This is a genomic window from Sorangium sp. So ce185, from assembly GCF_051526825.1.
Classification (GTDB): Bacteria; Myxococcota_A; Polyangia; order Polyangiales; family Polyangiaceae; genus Sorangium; species Sorangium cellulosum_D.
The window spans coordinates 5186039-5209652 of sequence record NZ_CP150316.1 but is presented as its reverse complement, the minus strand read 5'-3'; the positions used below and the strand labels follow the sequence as shown (position 1 = coordinate 5209652).

Genomic DNA, 23614 nt, shown 5'->3' with positions numbered 1-23614 from the left:
ACCTCGCGCGATCCCCTGATATGCTCCGGCCCCTTGAGGCCGTTGCCCGCGCTCGGGCACCGCCGGAGGCAGGAATGCCCGCGAGACGATCGCTCAAAGCGCCCGACACCACCGCTACCTTTCAGCCCTTCGGCCCCCCCGCGGAGGCATCGACGCCCACGGTCCCCTCGGTCCTCGCCGTCATCTCCGCAGGGCGGCTCCTCGACCTCTGCCGCTTGCTCGGCTGCGAGGTGCGCGACATCGCCGGCAACAAGGACCGCCTCGCCTCCAGGCTCTCCGAGCACCTGGGCGGGCGGCTCCCTACCCTGCTCCGTGAGCTCGGGCGCGACGAGCTCCGCGCCGTCTGCCGCCGGCACGGCCTCGACCCGTCCGCCCGGGCGCGCGGCGACCTCCAGGCGCTCGTGCTCGAGGCCGCGGGGTTCGATCCGCGCGCGGCGACGGTACGGCCGCCCGCCGCCAGCGCGGACAGCCTGCCGGCCAAGGGCCAGATCGTACACGCCCGGCACCGCCAGTGGCTCGTGGACGACGTCGTCCTGGGCGCGGGCGACGAGTCGCCGCTCGTTCGCCTCGTCTGCCTCGACGACGACGATCCTGGACGCCAGCTCGACGTGCTCTGGAACCTCGAGCTCGGCGCGCGCGTCGTCGAGCCGGAGACCCACGGGCTGGGTGACGCCTCGCGGCTCGATCCCCCCGCGCACTTCGGCGCCTACCTGCACGCCCTGAAGTGGAGCGCCGTGAGCGCCGCGGACGCCACCCGCTTCCAGTCCCCCTTCCGGGCGGGCATCAAGCTGATGGCTCACCAGCTCACGCCGCTCATGAAGGCGCTCGAGCTGCCGCGCGCCAACCTGTTCATCGCCGACGACGTCGGCCTCGGCAAGACCATCGAGGCGGGCCTCGTGCTCCAGGAGCTGCTCCTGCGCCAGCAGGCGAGCTTCGTCCTCGTCGTGTGCCCCGCCTCGGTCTGCCTCCAGTGGCAGGGCGAGATGCAGCGCCGCTTCGGCCTGCGCTTCGAGGTCATGACCCGGCAGTTCGTCGCCTACCGGCGGCAGGAGCACGGGTTCGGGATCAACCCCTGGAGCACGCACAACCGCTTCATCGTCTCGCACGCGCTCCTGCGCCGGCCCGAGTACCGCGATCCGCTCCTTCACCACCTCGGCGAGCGGGCGCGCAAGGGCCTGCTCATCCTCGACGAGGCGCACGTCGCCGCGCCGGCCTCGGCCAGCAAGTACGCGACCGACACGGACATCACGCGCACGATCCGCGACCTCGCCCCCCGCTTCGACAACCGCATGTTCCTCAGCGCCACGCCGCACAATGGCCACTCGAACAGCTTCAGCGCGCTGCTCGAGATCCTCGACCCGGTTCGCTTCACGCGCGGCGTCCCGGTCGAGGGGAAGAAGGATCTCGATCCGGTCATGGTGCGCCGCCTCAAGCGCGATCTCCGCCAGCTCGGCGTCGAGCGGTTCCCCCGGCGCCTCCTCGTGCAGCTCGCCCTCTCGCACCGCGGCGGGACCTGGCGTCTCGAGCGGACGAGCTACGACGCCGAGACCGGAGAGGAGGGCAAGACGGTGGCGAGCGACATCGGCCAGGGGCAGCCGATCGAGCTGGCGCTCGGCGAGAAGCTCCAGCGCTACATGGAGCTCTGCGCGCCGGAGTCCGGGCAGGGCCGGCTCCCGTTCATCCACATGCAGCAGCGGCTCCTCTCGAGCCCCGAGGCGTTCGCGCGTACGCTCGAGGTCCACGCGCAGGGCCTCGCGAAGAAGGGCGGCCCGGTCGCCGCGCCCCAGCAGCAGAAGCTCGCCCTCGAGGCGCGTGCAGCCAGGGGCTCGGCCACGACCGACGTCGAGGCCGACCCGGAGACGCACGGCCTCGCCGACGAGGCGCTCGCCGAGGAGAGCGACGCGGCCGTCCGGCGCGCCAGCGCGGCGCTCCCGAGCCCGACCGACGAGGCCCGCGCGCTCCTCGCCGAGATGCGCGCGCTCGCCGAGAAGGCCCGCGGGGAGCCCGACGCCAAGTCGCTCGCCCTGCTCGGCTGGATGCGCGAGCACCTGTGCCCGGCCATCGGCCTCGGCGCGGACGCGCGCGCGAGCCGCGCCTGGACGCCGCGCCGGGTCATCCTCTTCACCGAGTACGCCGACACGAAGCGCTACCTCGTCGAGCTCCTCACCGCGGCGGTCGCGCACACCGAGGAGGGCGAGCAGCGGATCATGCAGTTCCACGGCGGCATGGGCGACGACGCCCGCGACGAGGTGCAGCGGGCGTTCAACAGCGCGCCCGACGAGCACCCCGTGCGCATCCTGGTCGCGACCGACGCCGCGCGCGAGGGCGTCAACCTGCAGGCGCACTGCGCCGACCTCTTCCACATCGACATCCCCTGGAACCCGGCCCGCATGGAGCAGCGCAACGGCCGCATCGACCGCACGCTCCAGCCGGCCGCGGAGGTCCGCTGCCACTACTTCGTCTACCCGCAGCGCAGCGAGGACCAGGTGCTCGAGACCGTCGTGCGCAAGATCGCCACGGTGCAGCGCGAGCTCGGCTCCCTCGGTGCGGTGCTGCTCGGCCAGATCGAGGCGGCCCTCGCGAACGGCATCACGCGCAAGGCGCGCGCCACCGTGGAGAAGGTCGGCTCCGATGCGAAGACCGCCACGGTCGACGCCGAGCTCGAGGCGCGGCGCACCGATCTGGAAGCCGTGCGCGCCGAGGTCGAGCGCGCCGGCCGGCGCCTGGAGAGCTCCCGGCGCACGCTCGAGGTGGAGCCCGAGTCGCTGCGGGGCGTCGTCGAGATCGGGCTGCGGCTCGCGGGCGCGTCGTCGCTGAAGGACGCGGGCAAGACCAGCGACGGCCGCGCGACGTACGAGCTGCCGGCGCTCGATCGCTCCTGGGAGGCGACGCTCGACACGCTGAGGCCGCCCCGCGCGCGCACCGAGGACTTCTGGGAGTGGCGCCAGAAGCCCCCGCGGCCGGTGACCTTCCACCCGCTGGCGAGCCTCTCCGAGGGGGCCGAGCAGCTCCACCTCGCGCACCCGCTCGTGAAGCGCATCCTCGATCGCTTCCTCGCGCAGGGCTTCGGCGCGCACGACCTCACCCGGGTGAGCGCCGTGGTCGCGCGGGGCGAGAGCGTCGTGCGCGTGATCGGGTTCGCCCGCCTCACGCTCTTCGGCATCGGGGCGGCGAGGCTCCACGACCAGCTCGTGCCGGTCGCGGCCGCGTGGTCCGGCGAGGCGAGCGAGATCAAGCCATACAAGGACCGCGCCACGTCGGTGAACGCGATCACCTCGACCGAGCGGCTCCTTGCGGGCTCGGGCCGCGCGCCGAACGCGACGATCGGAAAGCGCATCCAGCAGCACGCCGACGCGCTCTTCCGAGCCCTCTGGCCGCACCTGGAGGCCGAGGCCGACGCGCTGGCCGTCGAGGCGCGCCAGGGCCTCGCCGAGCGCGCGCGGCGCGAGGCCGACGACCTGCGCGGCCTCCTCGCGCGGCAGCGCCAGGCGATCGACAAGGCGGAGGCGCGCCTCCGCCAGCCGGACCTCTTCAACGTGCAGGACAAGGAGCAGAAGCGCCAGGTAGACCTCGATCTCCGGCACCTCGAGCGGCGGCGCACGGCGGCCGCGAGCGAGATGGAGTCCGAGCCAGCCGCGATCGAGGCGCTCTACGACGTTCGCATGTCGCGCCTCACGCCGGTGGGGCTCGTCGTCGCATGGCCGGAGTCGATGACATGAAGGATCGCGACGTTCTCTTTCACAAGAAGTGGCTCGGCCTCGCGCAGCCCATCGAGGGGCTCGTCTTCAGCGTGCCCGCGCTCGCCGACGCGCAGATCGCCCCCGAGGAGCGGCCGGAGCTCTCGGCGGCCTTCGAGGCGCAGCTCACGGGCGATCCGCCGCGCATCCGGAGCCTCGAGGCGTTCTTCCGCGACTTCCTCGGCTACGCGTCGCCGGGGATGCTGGTGCCGCGCGCCGAGCTGCCGGCCGAGCTCTCGTTCTATGCCGCCGAGGGCGGGCAGGAGATCCGGCCGAGCTTCGCCCTCGGCCGCGGCCCCTTCACCGCCGACGATCCGTTCGCCGCGTTCGACGAGGCGCCGAGCGTCTCTCAGGACGGGGCGGCGAGCGACCGCGGGTCGCGGGCCTCCTCGGAGGCCGCCGCGCAGGCGGCTGCCTCCGGCGCGAAGAAGCCGTGGTTCGCGCTCCTGTGGGACCTCACGGAGAGCGGCGCCAGCCTCGACCTCGACGAGCCGGAGAGCGAGACCGGGGCGTGGCGCTACCCGCCGACGGCGAAGCTCGAGCGCCTCCTGCGGCATGCCGGCATCCCCGTCGGTTTCCTCTTCAACGGCGCGCACCTGCGCCTCGTCTACGCGCCGGCGGGCGAGTCGACGGCGCATCTCACGTTCCGGGTCGAGCATTTGCGCGGCTCGGAGGGCCGCCCGCTCCTCACGGCGCTCGACCTGCTGCTCCACGCGCGGCGGGCGTACAGCGCCTCGCCCGAGCACACGCTCGAGGGGCTGCTCGCCGAGAGCCGGCGCCGGCAGGCCGACGTCACCGAGGAACTGGCGAAGCAGGTCTTCGAGGCGGTCGAGACGCTCGTCGCCGGCTTCGAGGCCGCGGCCGCGCGCGACTGCGGGCGCGACGAGCTCGACTGGCTGAGGCAGGCGATCGAGGCGGGGGGCGACCACTTCTACCAGGGCGTGCTCTCGGTCGTGCTGCGGCTCGTCTTCCTGCTCTACGCGGAGGACCAGGCGCTGCTGCCGGTGGAGCACCGCACGTACGCCGAGCACCTGAGCCTCGGCGGCCTGTACGCGCGGCTCAGCCACGACGCCGGCGCCCACCCCGAGAGCATGCACCACCGCTTCGGCGCGTACGGGCAGCTCCTCGCGCTCTTCCGGGCCGTCTTCTTCGGCGTGAAGCACGGCACGCTCGAGCTCCCGCCGCGGAGAGGCCGCCTGTTCGATCCGAACACGTACCCGTTCCTCGAGGGCGGCTTGCCGGGGTGGACGGCCGCGGTCACCGACCAGGGGGCGCGGGCGCAGGCGCGGCCGCCGAGCATCGACGACGGCACGGTCTACAAGGTGCTGCACCGGCTGATCGTGTTCGGCGGGCAGCGGCTCAGCTACCGCACGCTCGACGTCGAGCAGATCGGCAGCGTCTACGAGTCGCTGATGGGCTACCACGTGCTCCGGCTCGAGAGCCCCGCCGTGCGGCTCGGCAAGTTCGGCGTGTGGGTCGAGACCCGGGCCCTCCGCGCGATGAGCCCGACCGACCGGGCGCGGTTCCTCAAGGAGACGTGCGGCCTGAACCCGGGGCCGGTCCAGGCGATCGAGAAGGCGGTGAAGGAGGCCGGCAAGGACGACGGCGCGCTCGCGGAGGCGCTCGCGGGGTATGCCGCCGGTCGACGCGGCGAGGGGAACCGCCACCGCGCGGGCGCCGGTCGGCTGGCGCTGCAGCCCGGCGAGGAGCGGCGCCGCACGGGCAGCCACTACACGCCGCGCTCGCTCACCGAGAAGGTCGTGCGGCGCACGCTGGAGCCGCTCCTCGCGTGCCTGGGCGATGCGCGCACGCCGGAGCAGATCCTGCAGCTCAAGATCTGCGACCCGGCGATGGGATCCGGCGCGTTCCTGGTCGCCGCGTGCCGCGAGCTGGCAGGGGAGATCGTCGCCGCGTGGACGCGGCAGGGAGAGCTGGCGCGCGTCATCGAGCAGCACGGCGATGCGCACCTGCATGCGCGGCGGCTGGTGGCGCAGCAGTGCCTGTATGGCGTCGACAAGAACGCGGCGGCGGTCGAGCTGGCGAAGCTGTCGCTGTGGCTGGTGACGTTGAGCCGGACGCTGCCGTTCACGTTCGTGGATCACGCGCTACGGCACGGGGACAGCCTCGTGGGGCTCGATTTCAAGCAGATCGAGGCGTTCCACTGGGCGCCCTCGGGGCAGACGGAGACGGTCCGGGTGCTGCTGCGGGACGCGCTCGACCAAGCGGTGGAGCTCCGGCAGCAGATCCTGGCGCTGGCCGACCACGAGGATCCGGTGTCGCAGGGCGAGAAGCGGCGGCTGTTCGAGTTCTCGCAGCAGGCGATCGAGCGGGTGCGGATCGTGGCGGATGCGTGCGTGGGGGCGTTCTTCGCCGAGACGAAGGACGCGGCGCGGGAGAAGGAGCGGAAGCGAAGGCTCGCGCTGGTGGAGACGTGGCTGGGGCGGGAGAGAGGCGCGCTGGACGCGAGGCGTTCCGAGAGGGAGAGGGCGGCGGATCTCGCGGCTGCGGCGGCGGCGCGCGAGGAGCTGGAGGCGCTTTCGGCCGAGGTGCGCGAGAAGCTGCCGCCGTTCCATTGGTGGATCGAGTTTCCGGAGGTGTTCTTCGAGGAGCGACCGGACCCGCTTCAAGGGGGAGAGGTCACCGGCGTGGCGCAGGTGGACGGCATTGTCGGGAACCCACCGTTCATGGGAGGCAGCCTCATCTCGTCACGGTTAGGAATCGGATATCGCGACTGGCTATTCCAATTGCACCCTGGCGCTCAGGGCAAGGCCGATCTCGTGGCACACTTCTTTCGACGAGCAGCCACGTTATTGGGCGAACATGGAGCTTTCGGCCTGATCGCAACGAACACCATCGCCCAGGGCGACACTCGCCAGGCAGGGCTATCACCGCTGACGCAAGACGGATGGCGATTCTACGACGCGACATCGTCAATGTCGTGGCCGGGCGCTGCCGCAGTGATGGTTTCGGTCATCCATGGCGGACACGGGCGGGTGTCGACTCTTGGCAACACTCGTCTCGACGGCAGGGAGGTCCCGTTCATCAATTCACGACTGGACGCACGTGCCGAGCGCAGCAATCCTGTGACACTGACCTCCAACTCCGAATTCAGCTTCAAAGGCGCACTTCTATATGGCGACGGCTTCGTCCTAAAATCCGAAGAGCGCGAGACTCTCATCACAAAAAACAAACAGAACGGGTCGTATATATTTCCGTATCTTGGCGGAGAGGAGGTCAATACCAGCCCAACGCAGTCATTTCACAAGTACGTCATCAATTTTGGCGCAATGCCACTCGATCAGGCCGAGCACTGGCCCGACCTAATCAGTATACTGAGAAGTAAAGTTAAACCCGAACGAGACAAGTTAAACAGAGATTCGTACCGAACGCGATGGTGGCAATTCGGCGAGCGAATGCCTCGACTGTTTTCAGCCCTCAGCAAACTCCGCCGATGTATCGTAACAGCACGCGTAACCAAGCATCTATGCTTTTCATTTCAGCCTACAGACAGAGTATTAAGTGAGCAGCTTTACGTCTTTCCGCTTGATTGCGCCTCCACCTTCGCCGTACTCCAATCCCGCATCCACGAGCCATGGGCACGCCTGCTCTCGTCGTCCATGAAGACGGATCTGCGCTACTCCGCCTCCGACTGCTTCGAGACGTTCCCCTTCCCCAAACCCGACCCGCGCACCGTCATCCCTCAACTCGAATCGATCGGCGAGCGCCTCTACGACACCCGTGCGCGCTTCATGGTCGAAACCAACCAGGGCCTCACGAAGACCTACAATGCCCTGAAGAACCCCGCCTGCGACGACCCGCGCATCCTCGAACTGCGCCATCTCCACGAGGACGTAGACCGAGCCGTCCTCTCCGCCTACGGCTGGAGCGACATCGCCGTGCCGCCCTACTGTCCGCTGACGGACAAGGACCGCGAGGCGCTCCAGGCGTTCGAGGACGAGGTCATCGACCGCCTCTACGTGCTGAACGCCGAGCGCGCGCGCGAGGAGCAGCGGCTCGGGCTCGTGGGGAAGAAGAAGGGCCGCGCGCCAAACGACGACGGCGATGCGAACGACGACGCGCCGCAGGAAGCCGCGGCACCGAAGAAGCCGGGCAAGGGCAAGAAATCCGCGACCACGCAGGGAAAGCTCTTCTGAGCCGAGCCTGCGCGCGTGCTCCAGCTACGCCCTCCCCTGCTTCGGCGGCCATTGGCCCTTGAGAATGGCCGGCACGCCTTCAGGCCACAGGAGCGCGTCCTCGAGCTTGATCCCGCCTTCCTCCGGATCTTCGTACGCATCCCACCCGCAGGCGGGTGGCTTGATGCCTTCATGCTCCATGAGCGCCCGTGAAATCTCGATGACCTCCTGAGGCAGCTCAGGCGGTGCCCAGGACGCGAAGAGCTCACGCAGCCGTATCGCGAGCGGCAGGCGGCGTTCGTAGTGCACCGGCTGAAACTGCGGTGCCATATGGTGAGCGCCCCTCGCCACGTATGCCGTATAGACATCCAGCAAGCGCAGGATGTGCTCGCGCGGCGGCACACGGCTGAACGTCCGGTAGACACGCGGGGCAGCAAACGCCGAGAGCCAGTAGATGACATTGATGATATCCGTCGTGTCCTCGATGTCCTCGCTTCCATCGCCGTTCGTAAACGTGAGGGTGTTTCCATCCTCGAACGTGACTTTCATGGCTCCTCCCTCACCAGTACGTGCATTGAGGTTTGCCGGGGCCCCAGCCATGCGTGATCAGAATGTAGGCTCCAGCCACGAGGCTACCGTGCTTGAGGCAGCCGTAGGCGCACCACGACTTGAAAAGGAGGTTCCCGAGCCCCCAGGGACACCAGGGACACTCACCCGTTCCACAGTGTGTCACCATGCAAAACGCCTGCTCGCCGTTGCTCAACGGACACTCGGTCGTCTGAGGGCACCCATACGGCTCATTGAAGCACGCGAAATCGGGGTAGACGCCGTCGGTCGCGGCCAGCGTGGTCGCCTCGGGCGTCTCGATCCAGAGGCGCGCCGAGTCCCACCCGGCCGGTGCGTGCTGCTCGATCAGCGCGTCGAGCGCCTCGAAATCGAGCACCGCTGGATCGACGACCTGCGTTTCCACGACGCTCGCGACCATCACCGCCGCATAGGACGCCGCCATCGTCTTGAGCGCGACCTCGTGGGGGTCGATGCTCATGAGCTCGTCGTAGGCTGCCTCCGCCTCGGGCGACATCGACTCGCTCTCCTCATCGTCCTCTAGGTCGTCGTCCGTCTCGCTGTCCTCGTCGGGGTGCGCCGGCGGCGGGTGCTCCGCGGACTCGTGCTCGATCTCGTCTCCATCGGATGGCCGGAGATGGATCGTGCATGCCGGAACCAGCGCAGCGCCCATGCCCCCCGTCAACACGAGCGCACCCACGGGATGCATCCACGCCTGCATGATGGCCTCCCTGACGCGGCGCACCGTATGCAGGCTCGCGAGCGGCGTCCATGCGGCCCTCCCGGGGTGTGAACGTAGGGGCATACCTGACCCTTTCTCTTCCCGAGATCGACCACGTGACCGCGCACGGAGAGCTCGCCTGAGCCGAGCCTGCGCGCGTGCTTGGCGGCCGCGAGCGCGTCCGCGGGCTCGCCTCGCCTTCGTTCTCCGGTATAGGGTCCGGCCGTCCGCACCATGAAGATCACCCGCCTCTCTCTGCGCGACTTCCGGGGCTTCAGGAGCGTGGATCTGGACGTTGCGCCGGACGTCACCGCGCTCGTGGGCGTCAACGGCGCCGGCAAGACCGCGATCCTCGACGCGCTCGCGCTCCTGCTCTCGTGCCTCGTGGAGGGCATCGGCTCGGGAAAGCCCGACGAGATCGCGCCGCGCGCGAGCGACGTCCGGGTCGGAGGGTCGACGGCGCAGCTCTCGGTGACCGCCGAGATCGACGGGCAGCCCGTCCAGTGGAGCATCGCGAAGACGATGCCGGGGCACCCACCACCACCTGCGGCGCCGGGTACCCTCGACGCGCTACGTGCGCCCGTGGTCGCCGCACAGGACACGATCGCGCTCGGCTCCCCTGTCCTTCCGCTCGCCGTCTACTTCCCCACGAACCGGAGCGCGCTCGGCATCCCGGAGCGGATCCGCCGGCCCCACGCCTTCGATGCGCTGAGCGCCTACGACGGCGCGCTCGAGGTCGGAGCGAGCAACTTCCGGGGCTTCTTCGAGTGGTTCCGCGAAGAAGAAGACATCTTCAACGAGCAGCAGGTCCGCGAGATCTTCAACGAGCAGCAGGGCCCTCGCGAGCCCGCCACGCCGTCGCAGCTGCCGGCCGTCCGCAGGGCGATCGAGGCGATCCTGCCCGGCGCGCGCAGGGTCCGTATCGAGCGGCGGCCGCAACGCATGACCGTCGAGCTGAACGGCACGCGCCTCGACGTCGCCGGCTCTCGGACGGCGAGAAGTGCCTCCTCGCCATGGCGGGGGACCTCGCGCGGCGCATGGCGCTCGCGGCGCCGAAGGCGGAGAACCCGCTCGAGCACCCCGCGGTCGTCCTGATCGACGAGATCGAGCTCCACCTCCATCCCGGGCTCCAGCGGGCGATCCTGCCGCGGCTCCAGGAGGTGTTCCCTCGGGCCCAGTTCATCATCACCACCCACTCTCCCCAGGTGCTCGCCTCGCTGCACGCGGCGAACGTCCGCGTCCTGGAGCGCTTCGAGCTCCGAACACTCGACCGCGGCACCTGGCGGCGCGACACAAACCGCATCCTGGAGACGGCCTTCGGCGATCCAGGACGGCCTCCCGAGGTAGCGGCCAAGCTGAGCCGGTTGCGCGACGCCGTCGATGCCGAACGCCACGACGACGCGCGCCAGCTCATCCGCGAGCTGTCCACCATGATCGAAGGGGACGACCCCGACGTCTTCTTCTACCAGCAGTGCCTGCCGCCTGAAGACACCACAGCAGCTCCTGCTGGCTGAAGACACCGCCGAGACCGCTTCGCCGATGTCGAGCAGACGCTCGGCCTCGACTCGGGAGACCTCCCCGTGCTGCGGGAGCAGGCGTGGAAGGCATCTTGCGCTCTTCCGAAGAAGCACACACCGAACCAGAACGACCGACCCACTCGGGCCACCTTCTTCCCGAGTGGATGAAGCAGCAGGGCTCACGGCTTCCCGAGATGCTCGGCGTCATCGAGGAGCGCCTCCGGTGAGCGCGCCAAAGGGTTGCCTTCACGCCGGCATGGACGCGATCCTGCTGCGGTGACCCCTGTCGACGTCCGCCGTCACCTCGTCGAAGCCCTCGAAGCCGATCTCATCGGCCCCTTCGTGCCCGACAGCCACGCGCAGGGCGGCCAGGAGATCCTGCCGATCCCGCCGTCGCGCTGGTACCTGACCGGCTTCCTCGCGCCGCAAGGCGGCCGTGTCCCCGATCCGGACGATCGCGACTCCACCGACACCGCGCTCGCCGCCGGCAGCGAGAGCCAGAACGAGGACGCCGGCAACGAGGAGCCGGAGCCCAAGCGGCCGGTCCGCTTCCCCGCCTCGATGGGCCTGTCCGTGTTCCTGCCCCCTGGCAAGGACGACACGATCCACGTCGATGTCTGGTACGCGGACTACGACAAGATCGAGGTCGCGCTCGACCACACCGACAAGAAGGTCCCCGGCTGGAAGCGGGTGCCGTACGGCCCGGTCCGCGTCGCGGTCCCGCTCGACCCGAGCGTCCTCCAGCAGAAGGACGGGATCGCCGTCCCCGGCTCGCGCAACCTCATCTTGAAGGGCGAGCTCCGCACGACGGCCATGGATGGCCTCGATCCCGGCACGCGCGTGCTGAGCCTGTTCCTCGTGAACGACCGCACCGCGGTGGAGCAGGACCGCGACACGCAGTTCGCCTTCCAGGTGCGGATGGAGCTCACCTACGAGCGCGGCTTCGTCTCGCGCCCCAACCGGCGCGGCGAGGACGGCGACGAGGATCAGCGCGCCCTCGCGCTCGCCTTCCGCGATCACAGGGAGTGGGCCGTCGGCCACAACACGAGCGTCGAGCGCCCGGTGGAGAAGAACGGCAAGGTCATCCGCCTCCGGACCACGCAGCTCCCCTGCTTCGAGGTGCCGCGCGTCGCTCACCGGAAGATCGATGACGCCGCGCTGGGCATGATGGACCTCGGCAAGCTCGACGCCAAGGGCATCGCGAACGCGCTCTCACCCCTCATCGAGGCGTACGGCGCGTGGATCGACGACCAGCGCTATGCGGGGCTCGACCGGGCATCGCTCGCGGACACGCGCGATGACCTGATGAGCAAGGCGGCGAGGGCCAAGGAACGCATCGCCGCGGGCATCGCCCTGCTCGGCAAGAACGAGGCGGCGCTCAAGGCCTTCAAATACATGAACCAGGCGATGCACGTCGCGGCGCTGCAAGCGGACAAGACCCGCGAGGATCCCCGCTACACGGGCGGCAAGCAGCCCGAGTGGCGCCCCTTCCAGCTCGCCTTCGTCCTCTTGAACCTGCCGTCGGTCGTGGACGCGAGCCACCCCGAGCGGAAGCTCGCGGAGCTCATCTACTTCCCCACGGGCGGCGGCAAGACCGAGGCCTACCTGGGCCTCATCGCGTTCGTGCTCCTGCTCCGGCGCCTCCGCGGGCAAGGCACGCCGCACGAGGGGCGCGGGGTCGCGGTCCTGCTCCGGTACACGCTGCGGCTCCTCACCCTGGACCAGCTCGGGCGCGCGGCCACGCTGATCTGCACGCTCGAGGAGCTCCGGCGCCGCAACCCCAAGGAGCTCGGCAACGCCCGCTTCACCATCGGCCTCTGGGTCGGCGCGAGCGCCAGCGCCAACCGCTTGAAGGATGTGCACGAGGCGCTCTCCGACTACACCCCCGGCAGGACCGACTCCCCCTTCCCGCTCACGACCTGCCCGTGGTGCGGCGAAGCCATCAAGATCCAGAACATCAAGCTCGTGGACGCCGACGGGAAGCCGACGAAGAAGAGCTTCGCGCGCGCCGCCGTCTACTGCGACAACGGGAAGTGCCTCTACACCGAGGCGAAGACGCCGGGCCTCGGCCTCCCGGTGCTGTTCGTCGACGAGCAGATCTACCAGGAGGTCCCGAGCTTCCTCGTCGCCACCGTCGACAAGTTCGCGATGATGCCCTGGCTCGGCGATGCCGGCATGCTGTTCGGCCGCGCGACGCACCTCGACGAGCAGCGGGCCTACGGCGTGATGCACGATCCCAGGCCCGGCGCGAAGCCGCTCCCCGAGGGGCTCTTGCCCCCCGAGCTCATCGTGCAGGACGAGCTGCACCTGATCAGCGGTCCGCTCGGGACGATGGTGGGCCTCTACGAGGCCGCGGTCGACTACCTCTGCGAGCACCCCATCGGCGGCGCGCCCCGGCCGCCGAAGGTGGTCTGCTCGACGGCGACGGTCCGGCGCGCGCGCGAGCAGATCAAGGCGCTCTTCGGGCGCACGATGGTCCTCTTCCCGCCGCGCGGCATCGCCGAGGGCGACACCTTCTTCTCGGAGGTCGAGCGCGACACGCCCGGTCGGCTGTACGTGGGCGTCGGTGCGCCCGGCCGCGCGCTCCGCGCGGTCTCGGTGCGCTCCTACGCGGCGCTGCTCGCTGCCGCGCGCAAGCACTTCGATCCGAAGGGCGACCCGAAGCAGCCGGCCGACCCGTACATGACGCTCATCGGGTACTTCAACAGCCTGCGCGAGCTCGGAGGCATGCGGCGCCTCGTCGAGGACGAGGTACGCAACCGGGTCGACAACATCGAGGAGGAGAAGCGGCCGCTGCTCTTCCTCGGGCCGCACCCGTGGGCCAAGAACCGCAACCTCGAGATGCCGGCCGAGCTCACGTCGCGCGAGCCGACCGAGCGCGTCAAGGAGACGAAGCAGCGCCTCAACGCCCGCCGCACCTCGACCGACCCCGAGCCGCTCGACGTGGTGCTCGCCTCCAACATGATCTCGGTCGGCCTGGACGTCGACCGGCTGGGATTGATGGTCGTCACCGGCCAGCCGAAGACGACAAGCGAGTACATCCAGGCGACGAGCCGCGTCGGGCGGGCCTACCCGGGCCTGGTCGTCACCTGCCTGAACATGATGCGGCCGCGGGATCGCTCGCATTACGAGCGCTTCGTCGCGTACCACGAGAGCCTGTACCGCGAGGTCGAGGCGACGAGCGTCACGCCGTTCAGCGGCCAGGCGCTGGATCGAGGCCTCGTGGGCAGCCTCCTGTCGATGATCCGGCACGGCGTCCCCCGGATGGAGCCCCCGGCGGGCGTGATGAGCATCCATGAGCAGCGGCCCGCGGCCGAGGCGATGGTCGCGTGGATGGTCGCGCGGGCCAGCCATCACCGGCACTTCCCCGAGAAGCAGTCCGAGGACCGGATCGCCGAGCTGGTGCGCGCGCGCGGCCGGAGCTTCCTCGACGCGTGGGAGCGCGTCGTCGACAAGGCGCGGACGGGCGCGGCGAGGCGCGTCTACAGCAAGAACGACCGCGCCGGCCAGGAGGGCCTCCATCTCCTGTTCACGGCGAGCGACGACCCGCCCGACGACCACGACGCCCGGTACTTCCAGGTCCCGACGTCCATGCGTGACGTCGAGCCGAGCGTGCATGTCTGGCTGCGGTTCAAGCAGCTCGACGAGAGGGGCTGATGAACGATCCGAAGAAGAGGAAGGACGCCCGCAGGGCATTGCGTTCGGACGGCCAGCTCCGGCAGAGCCAGCTCGTCAGCACGTTCGGCCCCGGCGCGATGGTCGACCTTGTCGATCGCGCGGTCGTCATCGGTGGCCTGGAGCACTGGAGCTATGGCGCCAAGGGGTATGTCGCGCTGGACGACCCTCGGCTCCGGCGCTCGCTCATCCCCCGCCTGAAGGCGCTCGATCCGGACCTCGATCTGGCGCGCGAGGGCTATTTCCGCATGGCCCCCGAGGGCGACGCGCGCAACCACCATCCGGGCGTCGGCGTCCGCGCGCTCGAGTTTCCCCGGTGGTTCGTCTGCCAGAAGTGCCGCCGTCTGGCGCGCGCCTCGGAGCAGTTCGAGAACAAGAACGGTCGCTATCGCCACGAGTGCGCGAAGAACAAGTGGTCGAGCGTCGTGCCGGTCCGCTTCGTCGCCGCGTGCAAGCGCGGGCACCTGTCGGATTTCCCGTGGATCCCGTTCGCGCACCTGGGCCGAGAGGGCGTGTGCGACCGGCCGGAGCTCTACCTCGAAGAGAGGGCGATCGGCGATATCGGGCGCATCCTCGTGCACTGCAAGAATTGCGACGCAACGACGCCCATGAGCAAGGCGACGATGCTGCCCTACAACTGCAACGGAGATCGCCCCTGGCTCGGCGGGCGCGCGGCGAGCGAGCCGTGCGACCAGCGCGGCGAGCTGCTCGTCCGCACGGCGTCGCACGCGTACTTCGGGCAGGTGGTGAGCGCGCTGCGCCTTCCGGACCCGGAGCCCGACCCACTGCGCCTGCGGCTGCGCGAGAAGGACGTCTGGAAGGCCGTCCAGAAGGTCAAGACGGCAGAGCAGCTCTCGATGATCGCCGGGCTCATGGAGCACGTCGCGAGCGCGATCCGCGACGCTCCGGCGGAGAAGGTGCTCGCGGCGATCCGCGCCGAGAACGAGGCCACGACCGCGACCTCGGAGCGCCCCTTGCGCAGCGCGGAGTACGACCGGCTGGTCAACGCGCCGCACGAGCAGCCTGGAACGGTCCCTGACCGGGGCGTCCAGTTCGCGGCGTACCGGGTGCCGAAGCCGCGCATCGAGCTGCCGCCGGGCATCGGCGGCCTCGTCGTCGTCCCCGAGCTCCGCGAGGTGCGGGTGCAGGTGAGCTTCAGCCGGTTCGACTCGATCGGCGCCAACTTGCAGGGCGAGTTCGAGTTCGCCGGGCGCAAGGTGAAGCCTACCGTGCTCACGCTCCCCACGGGGAACGAGAAGTGGCTCCCGGCCGCCGAGGTCCGCGGCGAGGGCGTCTTCGTGGAGCTGGACGAGAAGGCGCTCTCCGACTGGGAAGAGCGTGACGCCATAAAAGCGCGCGCCGAGCAGCTCGAGCGGGCCTTTGGCTTGGACAGGAGGGGCGAGTTTCCGGGCATCCGGTTCTTCCTCCTGCACTCGCTCTCGCACCTCTTGCTCACCGCGGTGAGCCTCGAGTGCGGCTATGCCGCCAGCGCCATCCGGGAGCGCATCTATTGCGGGCAGGCCGAGGTCGATGGGCCGAACATGGCCGCCGTGATGCTCACGACGGGCACGACCGGCAGCGAGGGCACCCTCGGCGGCCTCGTCGAGGAGGGGCGGAGGATCCAGCATCACCTGCGCGAGGCGTGGGATCTCGGGCGGCTCTGCTCGAACGACCCCGTCTGCGCGGCGCACGACCCGAGCTCCGAGTCGAGCGATCGCCGCACGGAAGGCGCCGCGTGTCACGGCTGCCTCTACATCGCCGAGTGCTCCTGCGAGTGGTTCAACCGGTTCCTCGACCGCGCGCTGGTGGTGCCCACGATCGGCAACGACCCCGAGCTGGCCTTCTTCCGGGAGCGCCCATGAGCAGCGCCGCCGGTTCCCGGCCCACGTTGAGGCACGTCGGCACCGGGGTGCTCGCGGCGCTCCGGGAGGCGATCGCGTCGGGGCTCTTGCGAACCCCTGTGGACCGTGCGTCGCTGGTCGGCCTGGGCATCCGTCATCAGGTCGAGACGATTGAGCACGCGCTCGCCGGCCACAAGATGGCCGCGTGCCTCGCGATCCTCGACGTCGCGCTCGCCGAGCGCGAGAACCGCCGGCCGGCACCGGAGCTCGTGTGGACGGGCCCTGACGTGCCCGTCGGGACCGCCCGAGATACCGCGGTCGTGCTGCGGTCGCTGTTCGAGGGCGCACAGGAGAGCGTGCTCCTCGCCGGCTACAGCTTCGATCACGCCGAGGATGTGCTGGCGCCGCTGTACGGCGCCATGCGGAGCCGCCGGGTCGACGCCCGGTTCTTCATCGATATCCCCCAGATCGAGCGCCGCGTCGCCGCGGATGCGCACCTCACGCGGTACTTCAGCAAGTTCCTCGCCGAGAGCTGGCCGTTCGGCGAGCCTCGCCCGCGCCTCTACTACGACAAGCGTGCGCTCGCGCCCGGCCCGCCGTACTGCAGCCTGCACGCGAAGTGCGTCGTGGTGGACAGCGCGAAAGCCTTTGTATCCAGCGCGAACTTCACGCAGCGAGGCCAGGAGAGGAACATCGAGGTCGGCGTCCTGATCGAGGACCCGAGCTTCGCGAGCTACCTGGCCGGGCAGTGGCTCGGCCTGATCGACGCGCGAATCGTGGGTGAATACGCCATAGCATGACCCCGACCAGTTCTATTATCGCGCAGCGCTGCCTGGGCCACATCGAGATCCACGGGCAGGCCAAGGCATTGCGCGCTCGGACGGTGGCCTCTCCACCGCGGAGACGGGTGCCACCCATCTTTTCTTGGAGCCACGTCCACCCGGAGACGGGTGCCACCCATCTTTTCTTGGAGCCACGTCCACCGCGGAGATGGGTGCCACCCATCTTTTCTTGGAGCCACGTCCACCGGGAGACGGGTGCCACCCATCTCCCGCGTGGACGCGCCACCTCACCCGGATGGGTTCACGGCATCCCGCCCGCGTCCGGCAGGGGCGCCGGGACGGCTTCGGGCTTCTTGGCGGGGGCTTTCCGGCGGGATCTCCCGAGGTCGTCGACCATCTCGACGTAGGGCGCCAGCAGGAACGCGGCGAGCGCCTCGCTCCCCGGGATCTCCGGGTCGGCGTGGCTCTCGATCTTCTGGATCAGGCTCCGCAGCGCATCCCGGGCGGCGCTCCACTGCGGCCTGCCGTCGGTCGGCCCGCCCTCCTTGGCGAGGACCACGGTCGTGAAGCCGTAGGCCTCGCCGAAGCGCGCGTGGGCGGCGACGAGCTGCCGGTAGTGCCGGGTCCCGCCGAACCCCTCGATCACCGCCTGCGCGCGCTCCTCCTCCAGCGTCTTCATCCGCTGGACCATCGCGGCCCACTGGATCCGGGGCCGGCGCGTGATGAAGCGAAGCCCCTCGGGCGCCGGGAAGAGCTGCGCATACAGCCAGCGCGCCTCGAACGGCGACGGCGCCTCCTGATCCTCCGAGAGCCCGGCCGCTCCCGCGTTCCACTGCTCGAACGCGCGCCATCGGTCGTCGCTGTCGGTGTTCGCCGCGCTCCGCTCGGCCTCGCTCGGCGCCGCATGGCGCTGGTCGGCCTGCGCGCTCGCTCGCTGGCCGCGGAACCCCTGAAGCTCCGTCGCGGCCGCGTCGAAGCGCTTCCACGGCCTGTCGATGTGCGGCGGCAGCGCCGCGAGGGGCTCGAGCCCCCTGGGCAGCGGCGCGTCGGCCTCCTTGCGCTTACCGCCCTTGGGCCGAAGCACCGCCGCGACCCGCGCGCTCATCTGATCTCGGAGACCGATCACGTCGTCCGCGACGAGATCCGGGGGCAGGACGATGGTCGAAAACATCGGTGATTCACTCACGGGGTAAACCTCCTGTGCTATCTGATGGAATCCGGCCTGTTGCCGTGGCGACACGCCGTCGTTTCGTTGCGGCGTGGCGGCACGGCAACCGACGTGCCGGCGCGAGGTGCGTCCCTATCTCGGCGCAGCGTCTGAAGACGACGACGGGGTGAGCGCAACGACCTGTTATGTGCCGCAACAGATTGCGCTGTTGCGCAACGCTCCCGTCGGCGGCTCACGATGGCCCCGGCGATCGCGATCAGAAACCACCGAGGGGGGCAATCGCGCGGCGGCCTCCGAGAGCCGCGGCAGCTCGTCGCTCCTCGCGTCCGCTCGGACCTCGGCGAACGCGACCGCGCCCGACCCCACGCGGGCGCCGGGCGCGCGTGCGAGGATCGCCTTCGGGAGCCAGATCCTCGGATACGTAGCCAACGCCACCGGCGACCCACACCCGCCAGCTTGCGCGCAGGTTCTCGACGGTCGGAGCGCGCGTGCTACTACGGCGCCGGCCATGAACGCATCGAAGGCGATCGAGGAGCGGGTGGACCGCTTCGTGAAGGATATCCTGCGCCTGGTCCGACGGGTCCAGGAAGAGCACCGCGCCACGGCGCGCCGTGCTGTAGCGGCGATGCTGACCGATCCGGGACGGCCGGCGGCGAACGCCCCCTCGGAGCGCCGTCCGAAGCGCCGGAAGGCGCCCGCGCCCACCCAAAAGAGCGTGGCTGGGCCTGTGAGGAGCAGGAAACACGCCACGCGCTCGGGAGCGCCGAGCGCCTCGACGACGGCGGCACCGGCCACGAAGAGGATCGTGGCACCAGCATCCGGCGCGGACCGTACCACGGCTGGCATGATGGCCGCGACCGGAGCCTCCACGAGCGAACGGGAGGCTGTGGTGCTCGAAACCGTTCGATCCCTCGTGCGCGGGACGGCAACGGAGATCGCCACACGCAGCGGGCTGCCGAACGGGAGCGTCTACGTCGCGCTTCGCGCGCTCATGGCTCGCGGCCGCGTGGCGAGAGCCGAGACAGCGAGGGGCTTCGAGTACAGCCTCGTTTCGCCAGGCGAGATCCGTCCCTTCAAGCGCGTGAGGGCTGCGAGGCCCGCAAGCCCTGCCGAGACGGAACGGACCGCCGACGCCGCGCTCGCGGACTAGAAGATCCCGCTGCGGAGAGCTCTGGCGCCGGTGATCCTCGAGGGCCGTCACGCCCGTCTTCCGGATGAGCTCGAGACGCGCGTGCGTGCTTCACCAGCGCACGTGGAGCGTCGCGCTCCAGCTCGCCGCGCCTTCGCCCGATGGCCCCCGCGATCTCGTCGGCCGCGATCGGTGGCAACGCGACCATCTCCGTCTCCTCCCGAAGACCCGGGGCGACGCGGCACTAGCGCGAGCGCCCAATCCGCACGCCGAAATACGTGGGCCCCCACGCAGCCGCGCCCGGGTCGAACTCCGGCGGCGCCAGGTCCGAGAACGCGACGTCCGCACACACGAGCCAGATCGACGGCGACCTCTCGGCCATGAGCTGGCGCGCCATCGCAGAGGTCTCGATCAGGTTGTGCATCGGAACCACGCCGGCTGCGACCGGGGCCTCCTCCTGATCGAACGGCAGCCGCACCAGATACACGTCCTGGTCCCCCCACGGCACCTCCGAGCGCGCCACCTCCGCGCTGGCCGCGATGATCCCGCCGCGCTCGTCGCTCGCAAGCCGCGCGCAGAGCCACGCGAGCACAACGTCCTTTCGTGCATCGCCATCCAGACATCGCTCCGATCGCGATCGCGCTGGAATCGGAGCGTCGTGAAGCCTGCCCCCCGTCGCGAGCCCCATCTCCTCCACGAGCTCGACGAGCGCGACACCCCGGTCCATGGGCGCGCGGCGGCGCAGCGCGGCAGCAGCGGCGGCGCGCACGCGCGCGTCGCTGTCGCGCAGCCGCGCCCGGGCGAGGTCGACGGCGCTCGCGTCCTCGCCGAGGAGCTCCAGCACCGCGGCGCGGAGCGCGGGGCTGGGATCGTCCATCCGCGCGATGACCGCGCCGCGGTGCTGCCCCTGGGCCCAGAGGAGCCTCGCGGCAGGGATCCTCAGCGCATCGAGCTCCTGCACATCGTCCAGCATCCCGAGGAGGGGCTCCGCGGGAGCGTCCGCGGGCGCCAGCGACTCCAGCGCGACCCGGCTCACCTCGGCGGCGTAGTCGCCTCGCTCCACGATGGCGCGCAGCCGGCCCGCGTGCTCCGGCCGGCCCGCGATCGCCCGCGCCGCGGCGAGCTGCGCCGGATCGCCGTCCATGTCCGATGGCCCGTCCAGCATCGCCGCGATCCGCTCCACGGAGCCCGCGTCCCGCGCGAGCGCCGTGATCGCCGCGGCGCGAACCGCGGCGGAGGGCTCGTCGAGGAGCTCCCGGACGCGCGGCGCCGCCGCCTCGTCCCCGGCCAGCGCCTCCGCCGCCGCGGCGCGCACGGCGCCGTCGCCGTCCCCGAGCCGTCGCAGGAGCGCTTCCCGCGCTTCTGCCGTCCCGGCAACGGCCCTCGTCGCGACCGCACGCCACCAAGGGTCTGGATCGTCGAGCCGGCGCACGATGGCCTCATCCCCGGCGTCGCCGAGCGCGCTGGCCGCATCGGCACGGACGAGCACATCGGGGTCGTCGAGCAGCGCGCGCACCCCCGCGACCGAGGAGGGATCCCGGGCCAGGTCACGCAGCCTGCGCCGCCGCTCCACGCGCTGGGCCGGACGGAGGCGCGCACGCAGCCGCGGGAGCGACCCCGGATCGTCGCGCAGCGCCTGCATTGCCACGGGTCCGACCGGGGATGGCGCGTCGATGTACCGCCGGAGCAGCGGAATCGCCGGCGGATAACGGCCGAGGACCTCAATGGCGGCCCGGCGGACGTGGGGATCTGGATCTTCCAGGCAAGGCATGACGCTGTCGAACAGCGCATCCTGGCGCGCGAGGCTGCTCACGGCGCGCGCCCGCACGAACGGCTCGGCGTCCTCGACCAGGGCCCGACGCGCCGCGACGGACGCCGCGTCGTCCCGCAGAGCCGACGCGGCGACCCCGCGGAGCGTCGGGCTCCGATCGGACAGCAGCGCTCGAATCATCTCCTCCTCGCCGGCGCGCAGGGTCTCCACGATCGCCACGCGCACGGACGCGTGCTCGCTCGCATCCGCGAGCCGCCCTGCCCTCACCTGCCGCGCCACCGCATCGAAGCCGAGCACCGACACCGCTGCCGCCCGGACGAGCGGCGAGGGATCCCCGGCCGCCAGGCCAAGCAGCGCGCTCGCCGCTTCCGGATGGCGACGCAGCGCCCGCGCGGCCGACGCGCGAACCAGGGCCACCTCGTGCGCGAGCAGGGCCCGCACATAGGGGCGCTGCTCCGGATATGCCCAGAGGTCCTCGAGCACGAAATCTCGGACATCACTCGCCAGCCCGGCGAGTCGGCCCTTCACCTGCTCGATAACCGCCGGCTCTCTGACCAGCGCACGCACCAATGCGCCCTCGAGCCGAGGCGCCTCTGGATCCACCCCAGAGCTCGGCAGCGGCGCCTCGAGCTCCCGGCGCAGGGCGGGCGTGTACCTGGGATCGCCGGCGAGCAACGTCGCCGCCGCCGCGCGCACGCCGCACGACGGATCGCTCGCCAGGAGGTGCGCCGCCATCGGTCGAGCCAGAGGATCGGCGCGCAAGCCGGCGACCGAGGCGGCGCGCACCTCGCGTTGCGCCGCGGTCACCCCCTGGCGCAACACCGGCAGGCTGCTCGGCGCGAGCGCCACAGCGAGGAGGGCCGCCTCGCGGATCGCGACCGGCTCCCCGGCGAGCGCGAGCTCCCGCAGCCGCTCCTGAGAGGCCCAGTCGTCCCTGAGCGCGTGGATGGCCGCCACGCCGACCTCCACGTCGGACCAGCCCGAGGTCTCCCAGAGGGCGATCATTCCATCGGACACGGCGGTCACCATCGCCTCCGGTCAGCGAAAGCCGAGGTGGACGACCGGCCCATGGTGCCGGCTCGCCGAGCCCCGGTCCGGCTGGCTGAAGTTCTGGCCGTCCACGGGCGGCACCTGATGGCTTTGCACCCCCCAGCTTGGCCAGCATCCGGCTACAGTTGGGTACCGGAGCGACGCGGAGGCCGAACGGACCGCTGCGGCGTGGGCGCCCTCTCTCGATGCTGTGAGTCGCCCAAGGACGAAGGACGGGAGCTGAAGCGGGGCCATCGGGGCTTTCCTCGGAATTCTGAGACGCCGCGGCGACGGATCACGATGCCTTGCAAGGCATGGTCTCAAGCGGCGCTCACGGGAACCACGCCGCGACCTCCACCACCTCGCGCGCCGCCCCGGCCAGGCCCTCGTCGCCCGCGAGCGTCGCGAGGAGCGGCACGAGCCGCACGAGGCTGACGCGGTCGCCCGCGAGCGCGGCACTTCGGTACTCGCCGGCGAGCGCGTCGAGCAGGAGGCCGAGCGCCGCAGCGGCCCCGTCGGGCGGGAAATAGCGCGCCAGCGGGACCAGGTCGAGCAGGCGGTCCCGCTCGTCGGCGCCGAGGCGCAGGGCTAGCGGTAGGGCCCGGCGCGTGAAGTCGGGCGCGTGCGCGGGGTCGTGGTGCGCCAGGAAGCCGAGGGCGCTCTGGAGGCCATCTTCACTGAGCGGCCCGACCGCGGCGAGCAGCGTGTCGCTGTCGCCCGTCGCCGCGAACCAGGGGCCCACGTCGAACAGCAAGCCGAAGCGCTCGCGCGGCTCGGCCTTCCGGATGGCCTCGTCGATCCGCGCCCGCAGGCGCGCCGGCTCCGCGGCGAAGGGGAGGCTCCGGGCCAGCGCCCGCACGCGCGATGCTTCCGGCAGCGCCTCGAGCAGGTCCTCGGCGGGATCGCCCAGCGCACGGAGGCGCGGGATCAGCCCCTCGAAGAGCTCGGCGGCGTGCTCGCCGAACTGGGGAGCCAGCGCCGCGGCGCGGCGGGCTTCCGGGGCGTCGAGGAGCGGCACGAGCTGCGTGAGCGTCCAGTGCCACTGCAAGCCGTACGGCTCGATGTGCTGCTCCACCGCAGCGAATGCGGCGCGCACGCGGTCGGGATCGCCGAGGACCCCCGCGAGCGCGGCGAGCACCCGCGCCCGCGCGGGCCCAGGCAGCGCCTCCGCATCGGGCCAGAGAGCCTCGGCGACCGCGCGCGGGAAGTGTTTGGCGAAGCAGTCGACATCACCAGGATCTCCGTCGCCGTCGCGGAGGTGCCGAGCGCGCGCCGCGCTTCCTCGAAGCCAAGAATCGTCCACACGGAGCTCGTGACGAGCAGGCAGCGGACCCGCGCGGCCAGTGCCGCCACGACATCGCCTCCGGCCGCGGCATCGATCAGGAGGCTCGCCGCGCACGCCGCCGTCGCGTCTATGTTGGCGATGAGCCCCGACAAGTTTACAACCTCGCAACGAGATCTGGTGTAAATAGTTAAACTCGCCAGCGCTTCAGAGTCACCGCGCTCAGCGCTCGACGACGTCAGGAAAGCTGAGGTCGACGACCTGG

General features: G+C 70.8%; 13 protein-coding genes. 8 read left to right on the top strand and 5 right to left on the bottom strand.

Annotation, left to right across the window (positions count from 1 at the left end; translation table 11 throughout):
• Positions 1-74 precede the first annotated feature (74 nt).
• The gene (gene drmD, locus WMF26_RS19140) at positions 75-3719 is read left to right on the top strand and encodes a DISARM system SNF2-like helicase DrmD (protein WP_438001483.1); all 3645 of its coding nucleotides are present in this window, start codon (positions 75-77) and stop codon (positions 3717-3719) included.
• Positions 3716-7891: a DNA methyltransferase gene (locus tag WMF26_RS19135; RefSeq protein WP_438001482.1), complete on the top strand. Its 4176-nt coding sequence runs from the start codon at positions 3716-3718 to the stop codon at positions 7889-7891. Before drmD ends, WMF26_RS19135 begins: the two co-directional genes overlap by 4 nt.
• 24 nt (positions 7892-7915) lie before the next feature.
• Here WMF26_RS19135 and WMF26_RS19130 read toward each other — a convergent pair whose 3' ends face one another.
• Both WMF26_RS19130 and WMF26_RS19125 read right to left on the bottom strand, forming a co-directional pair.
• Entirely contained in the window at positions 7916-8419 is a 504-nt protein-coding gene (locus tag WMF26_RS19130) for a hypothetical protein (RefSeq protein WP_438001481.1), read from the bottom strand.
• 10 nt (positions 8420-8429) lie between these two features.
• Positions 8430-9155: a hypothetical protein gene (locus WMF26_RS19125; RefSeq protein WP_438001480.1), complete on the bottom strand. Its 726-nt coding sequence runs from the start codon at positions 9153-9155 to the stop codon at positions 8430-8432.
• Positions 9156-9389: 234 nt separating this feature from the next.
• On the opposite strand from WMF26_RS19125, the gene WMF26_RS19120 reads away from it, so the two are divergent.
• The 5 genes from WMF26_RS19120 (at position 9390) to drmC (ending at position 16988) form a co-directional block, all read left to right on the top strand.
• Positions 9390-10250 carry an AAA family ATPase gene (locus WMF26_RS19120; RefSeq protein ID WP_438001479.1) on the top strand — a complete coding sequence of 287 codons (861 nt, stop codon included), beginning with the start codon at positions 9390-9392 and terminating at the stop codon, positions 10248-10250.
• Complete coding sequence (locus WMF26_RS19115) at positions 10169-10669, top strand: AAA family ATPase (RefSeq protein WP_438001478.1); 501 nt, start codon at positions 10169-10171, stop codon at positions 10667-10669. Before WMF26_RS19120 ends, WMF26_RS19115 begins: the two co-directional genes overlap by 82 nt.
• A 279-nt stretch (positions 10670-10948) precedes the next feature.
• Positions 10949-14329 (top strand): DISARM system helicase DrmA, encoded by a 3381-nt coding sequence (drmA, locus tag WMF26_RS19110; RefSeq protein ID WP_438001477.1) that lies wholly within the window; start codon positions 10949-10951, stop codon positions 14327-14329.
• Positions 14329-16209 carry a DrmB family protein gene (gene drmB / locus WMF26_RS19105; protein WP_438001476.1) on the top strand — a complete coding sequence of 627 codons (1881 nt, stop codon included), beginning with the start codon at positions 14329-14331 and terminating at the stop codon, positions 16207-16209. Before drmA ends, drmB begins: the two co-directional genes overlap by 1 nt.
• Positions 16206-16988 (top strand): DISARM system phospholipase D-like protein DrmC, encoded by a 783-nt coding sequence (drmC, locus tag WMF26_RS19100; RefSeq protein WP_438001475.1) that lies wholly within the window; start codon positions 16206-16208, stop codon positions 16986-16988. The genes drmB and drmC overlap by 4 nt, the downstream gene beginning before the upstream one ends.
• A gap of 283 nt (positions 16989-17271) precedes the next feature.
• Here the strand turns inward: drmC and WMF26_RS19095 are convergent, their stop codons facing one another.
• Entirely contained in the window at positions 17272-18141 is an 870-nt protein-coding gene (locus WMF26_RS19095; protein WP_438001474.1) for a hypothetical protein, read from the bottom strand.
• A 505-nt stretch (positions 18142-18646) separates the two neighbouring features.
• Between WMF26_RS19095 and WMF26_RS19090 the strand changes: the two genes are divergently transcribed.
• Positions 18647-19288 (top strand): helix-turn-helix domain-containing protein, encoded by a 642-nt coding sequence (locus WMF26_RS19090; protein WP_438001473.1) that lies wholly within the window; start codon positions 18647-18649, stop codon positions 19286-19288.
• Between the two features lie 223 nt (positions 19289-19511).
• Here the strand turns inward: WMF26_RS19090 and WMF26_RS19085 are convergent, their stop codons facing one another.
• Positions 19512-22055: a HEAT repeat domain-containing protein gene (locus WMF26_RS19085; protein WP_438001472.1), complete on the bottom strand. Its 2544-nt coding sequence runs from the start codon at positions 22053-22055 to the stop codon at positions 19512-19514.
• Between the two features lie 343 nt (positions 22056-22398).
• Positions 22399-23370 (bottom strand): hypothetical protein, encoded by a 972-nt coding sequence (locus WMF26_RS19080; RefSeq protein ID WP_438001471.1) that lies wholly within the window; start codon positions 23368-23370, stop codon positions 22399-22401.
• Positions 23371-23614 lie beyond the last annotated feature (244 nt).

Excerpts from the sequence above, each read along its gene's own strand:
- drmD (WP_438001483.1), top strand. The coding sequence starts at position 75 with ATGCCCGCGAGACGATCGCTCAAAGCGCCCGACACCACCGCTACCTTT.
- WMF26_RS19135 (WP_438001482.1), top strand. The coding sequence starts at position 3,716 with ATGAAGGATCGCGACGTTCTCTTTCACAAGAAGTGGCTCGGCCTCGCG.
- WMF26_RS19130 (WP_438001481.1), bottom strand. The coding sequence starts at position 8,419 with ATGAAAGTCACGTTCGAGGATGGAAACACCCTCACGTTTACGAACGGC.
- WMF26_RS19125 (WP_438001480.1), bottom strand. The coding sequence starts at position 9,155 with ATGCAGGCGTGGATGCATCCCGTGGGTGCGCTCGTGTTGACGGGGGGC.
- WMF26_RS19120 (WP_438001479.1), top strand. The coding sequence starts at position 9,390 with ATGAAGATCACCCGCCTCTCTCTGCGCGACTTCCGGGGCTTCAGGAGC.
- WMF26_RS19115 (WP_438001478.1), top strand. The coding sequence starts at position 10,169 with ATGGCGGGGGACCTCGCGCGGCGCATGGCGCTCGCGGCGCCGAAGGCG.
- drmB (WP_438001476.1), top strand. The coding sequence starts at position 14,329 with ATGAACGATCCGAAGAAGAGGAAGGACGCCCGCAGGGCATTGCGTTCG.
- drmC (WP_438001475.1), top strand. The coding sequence starts at position 16,206 with ATGAGCAGCGCCGCCGGTTCCCGGCCCACGTTGAGGCACGTCGGCACC.
- WMF26_RS19095 (WP_438001474.1), bottom strand. The coding sequence starts at position 18,141 with ATGTTTTCGACCATCGTCCTGCCCCCGGATCTCGTCGCGGACGACGTG.
- WMF26_RS19090 (WP_438001473.1), top strand. The coding sequence starts at position 18,647 with ATGAACGCATCGAAGGCGATCGAGGAGCGGGTGGACCGCTTCGTGAAG.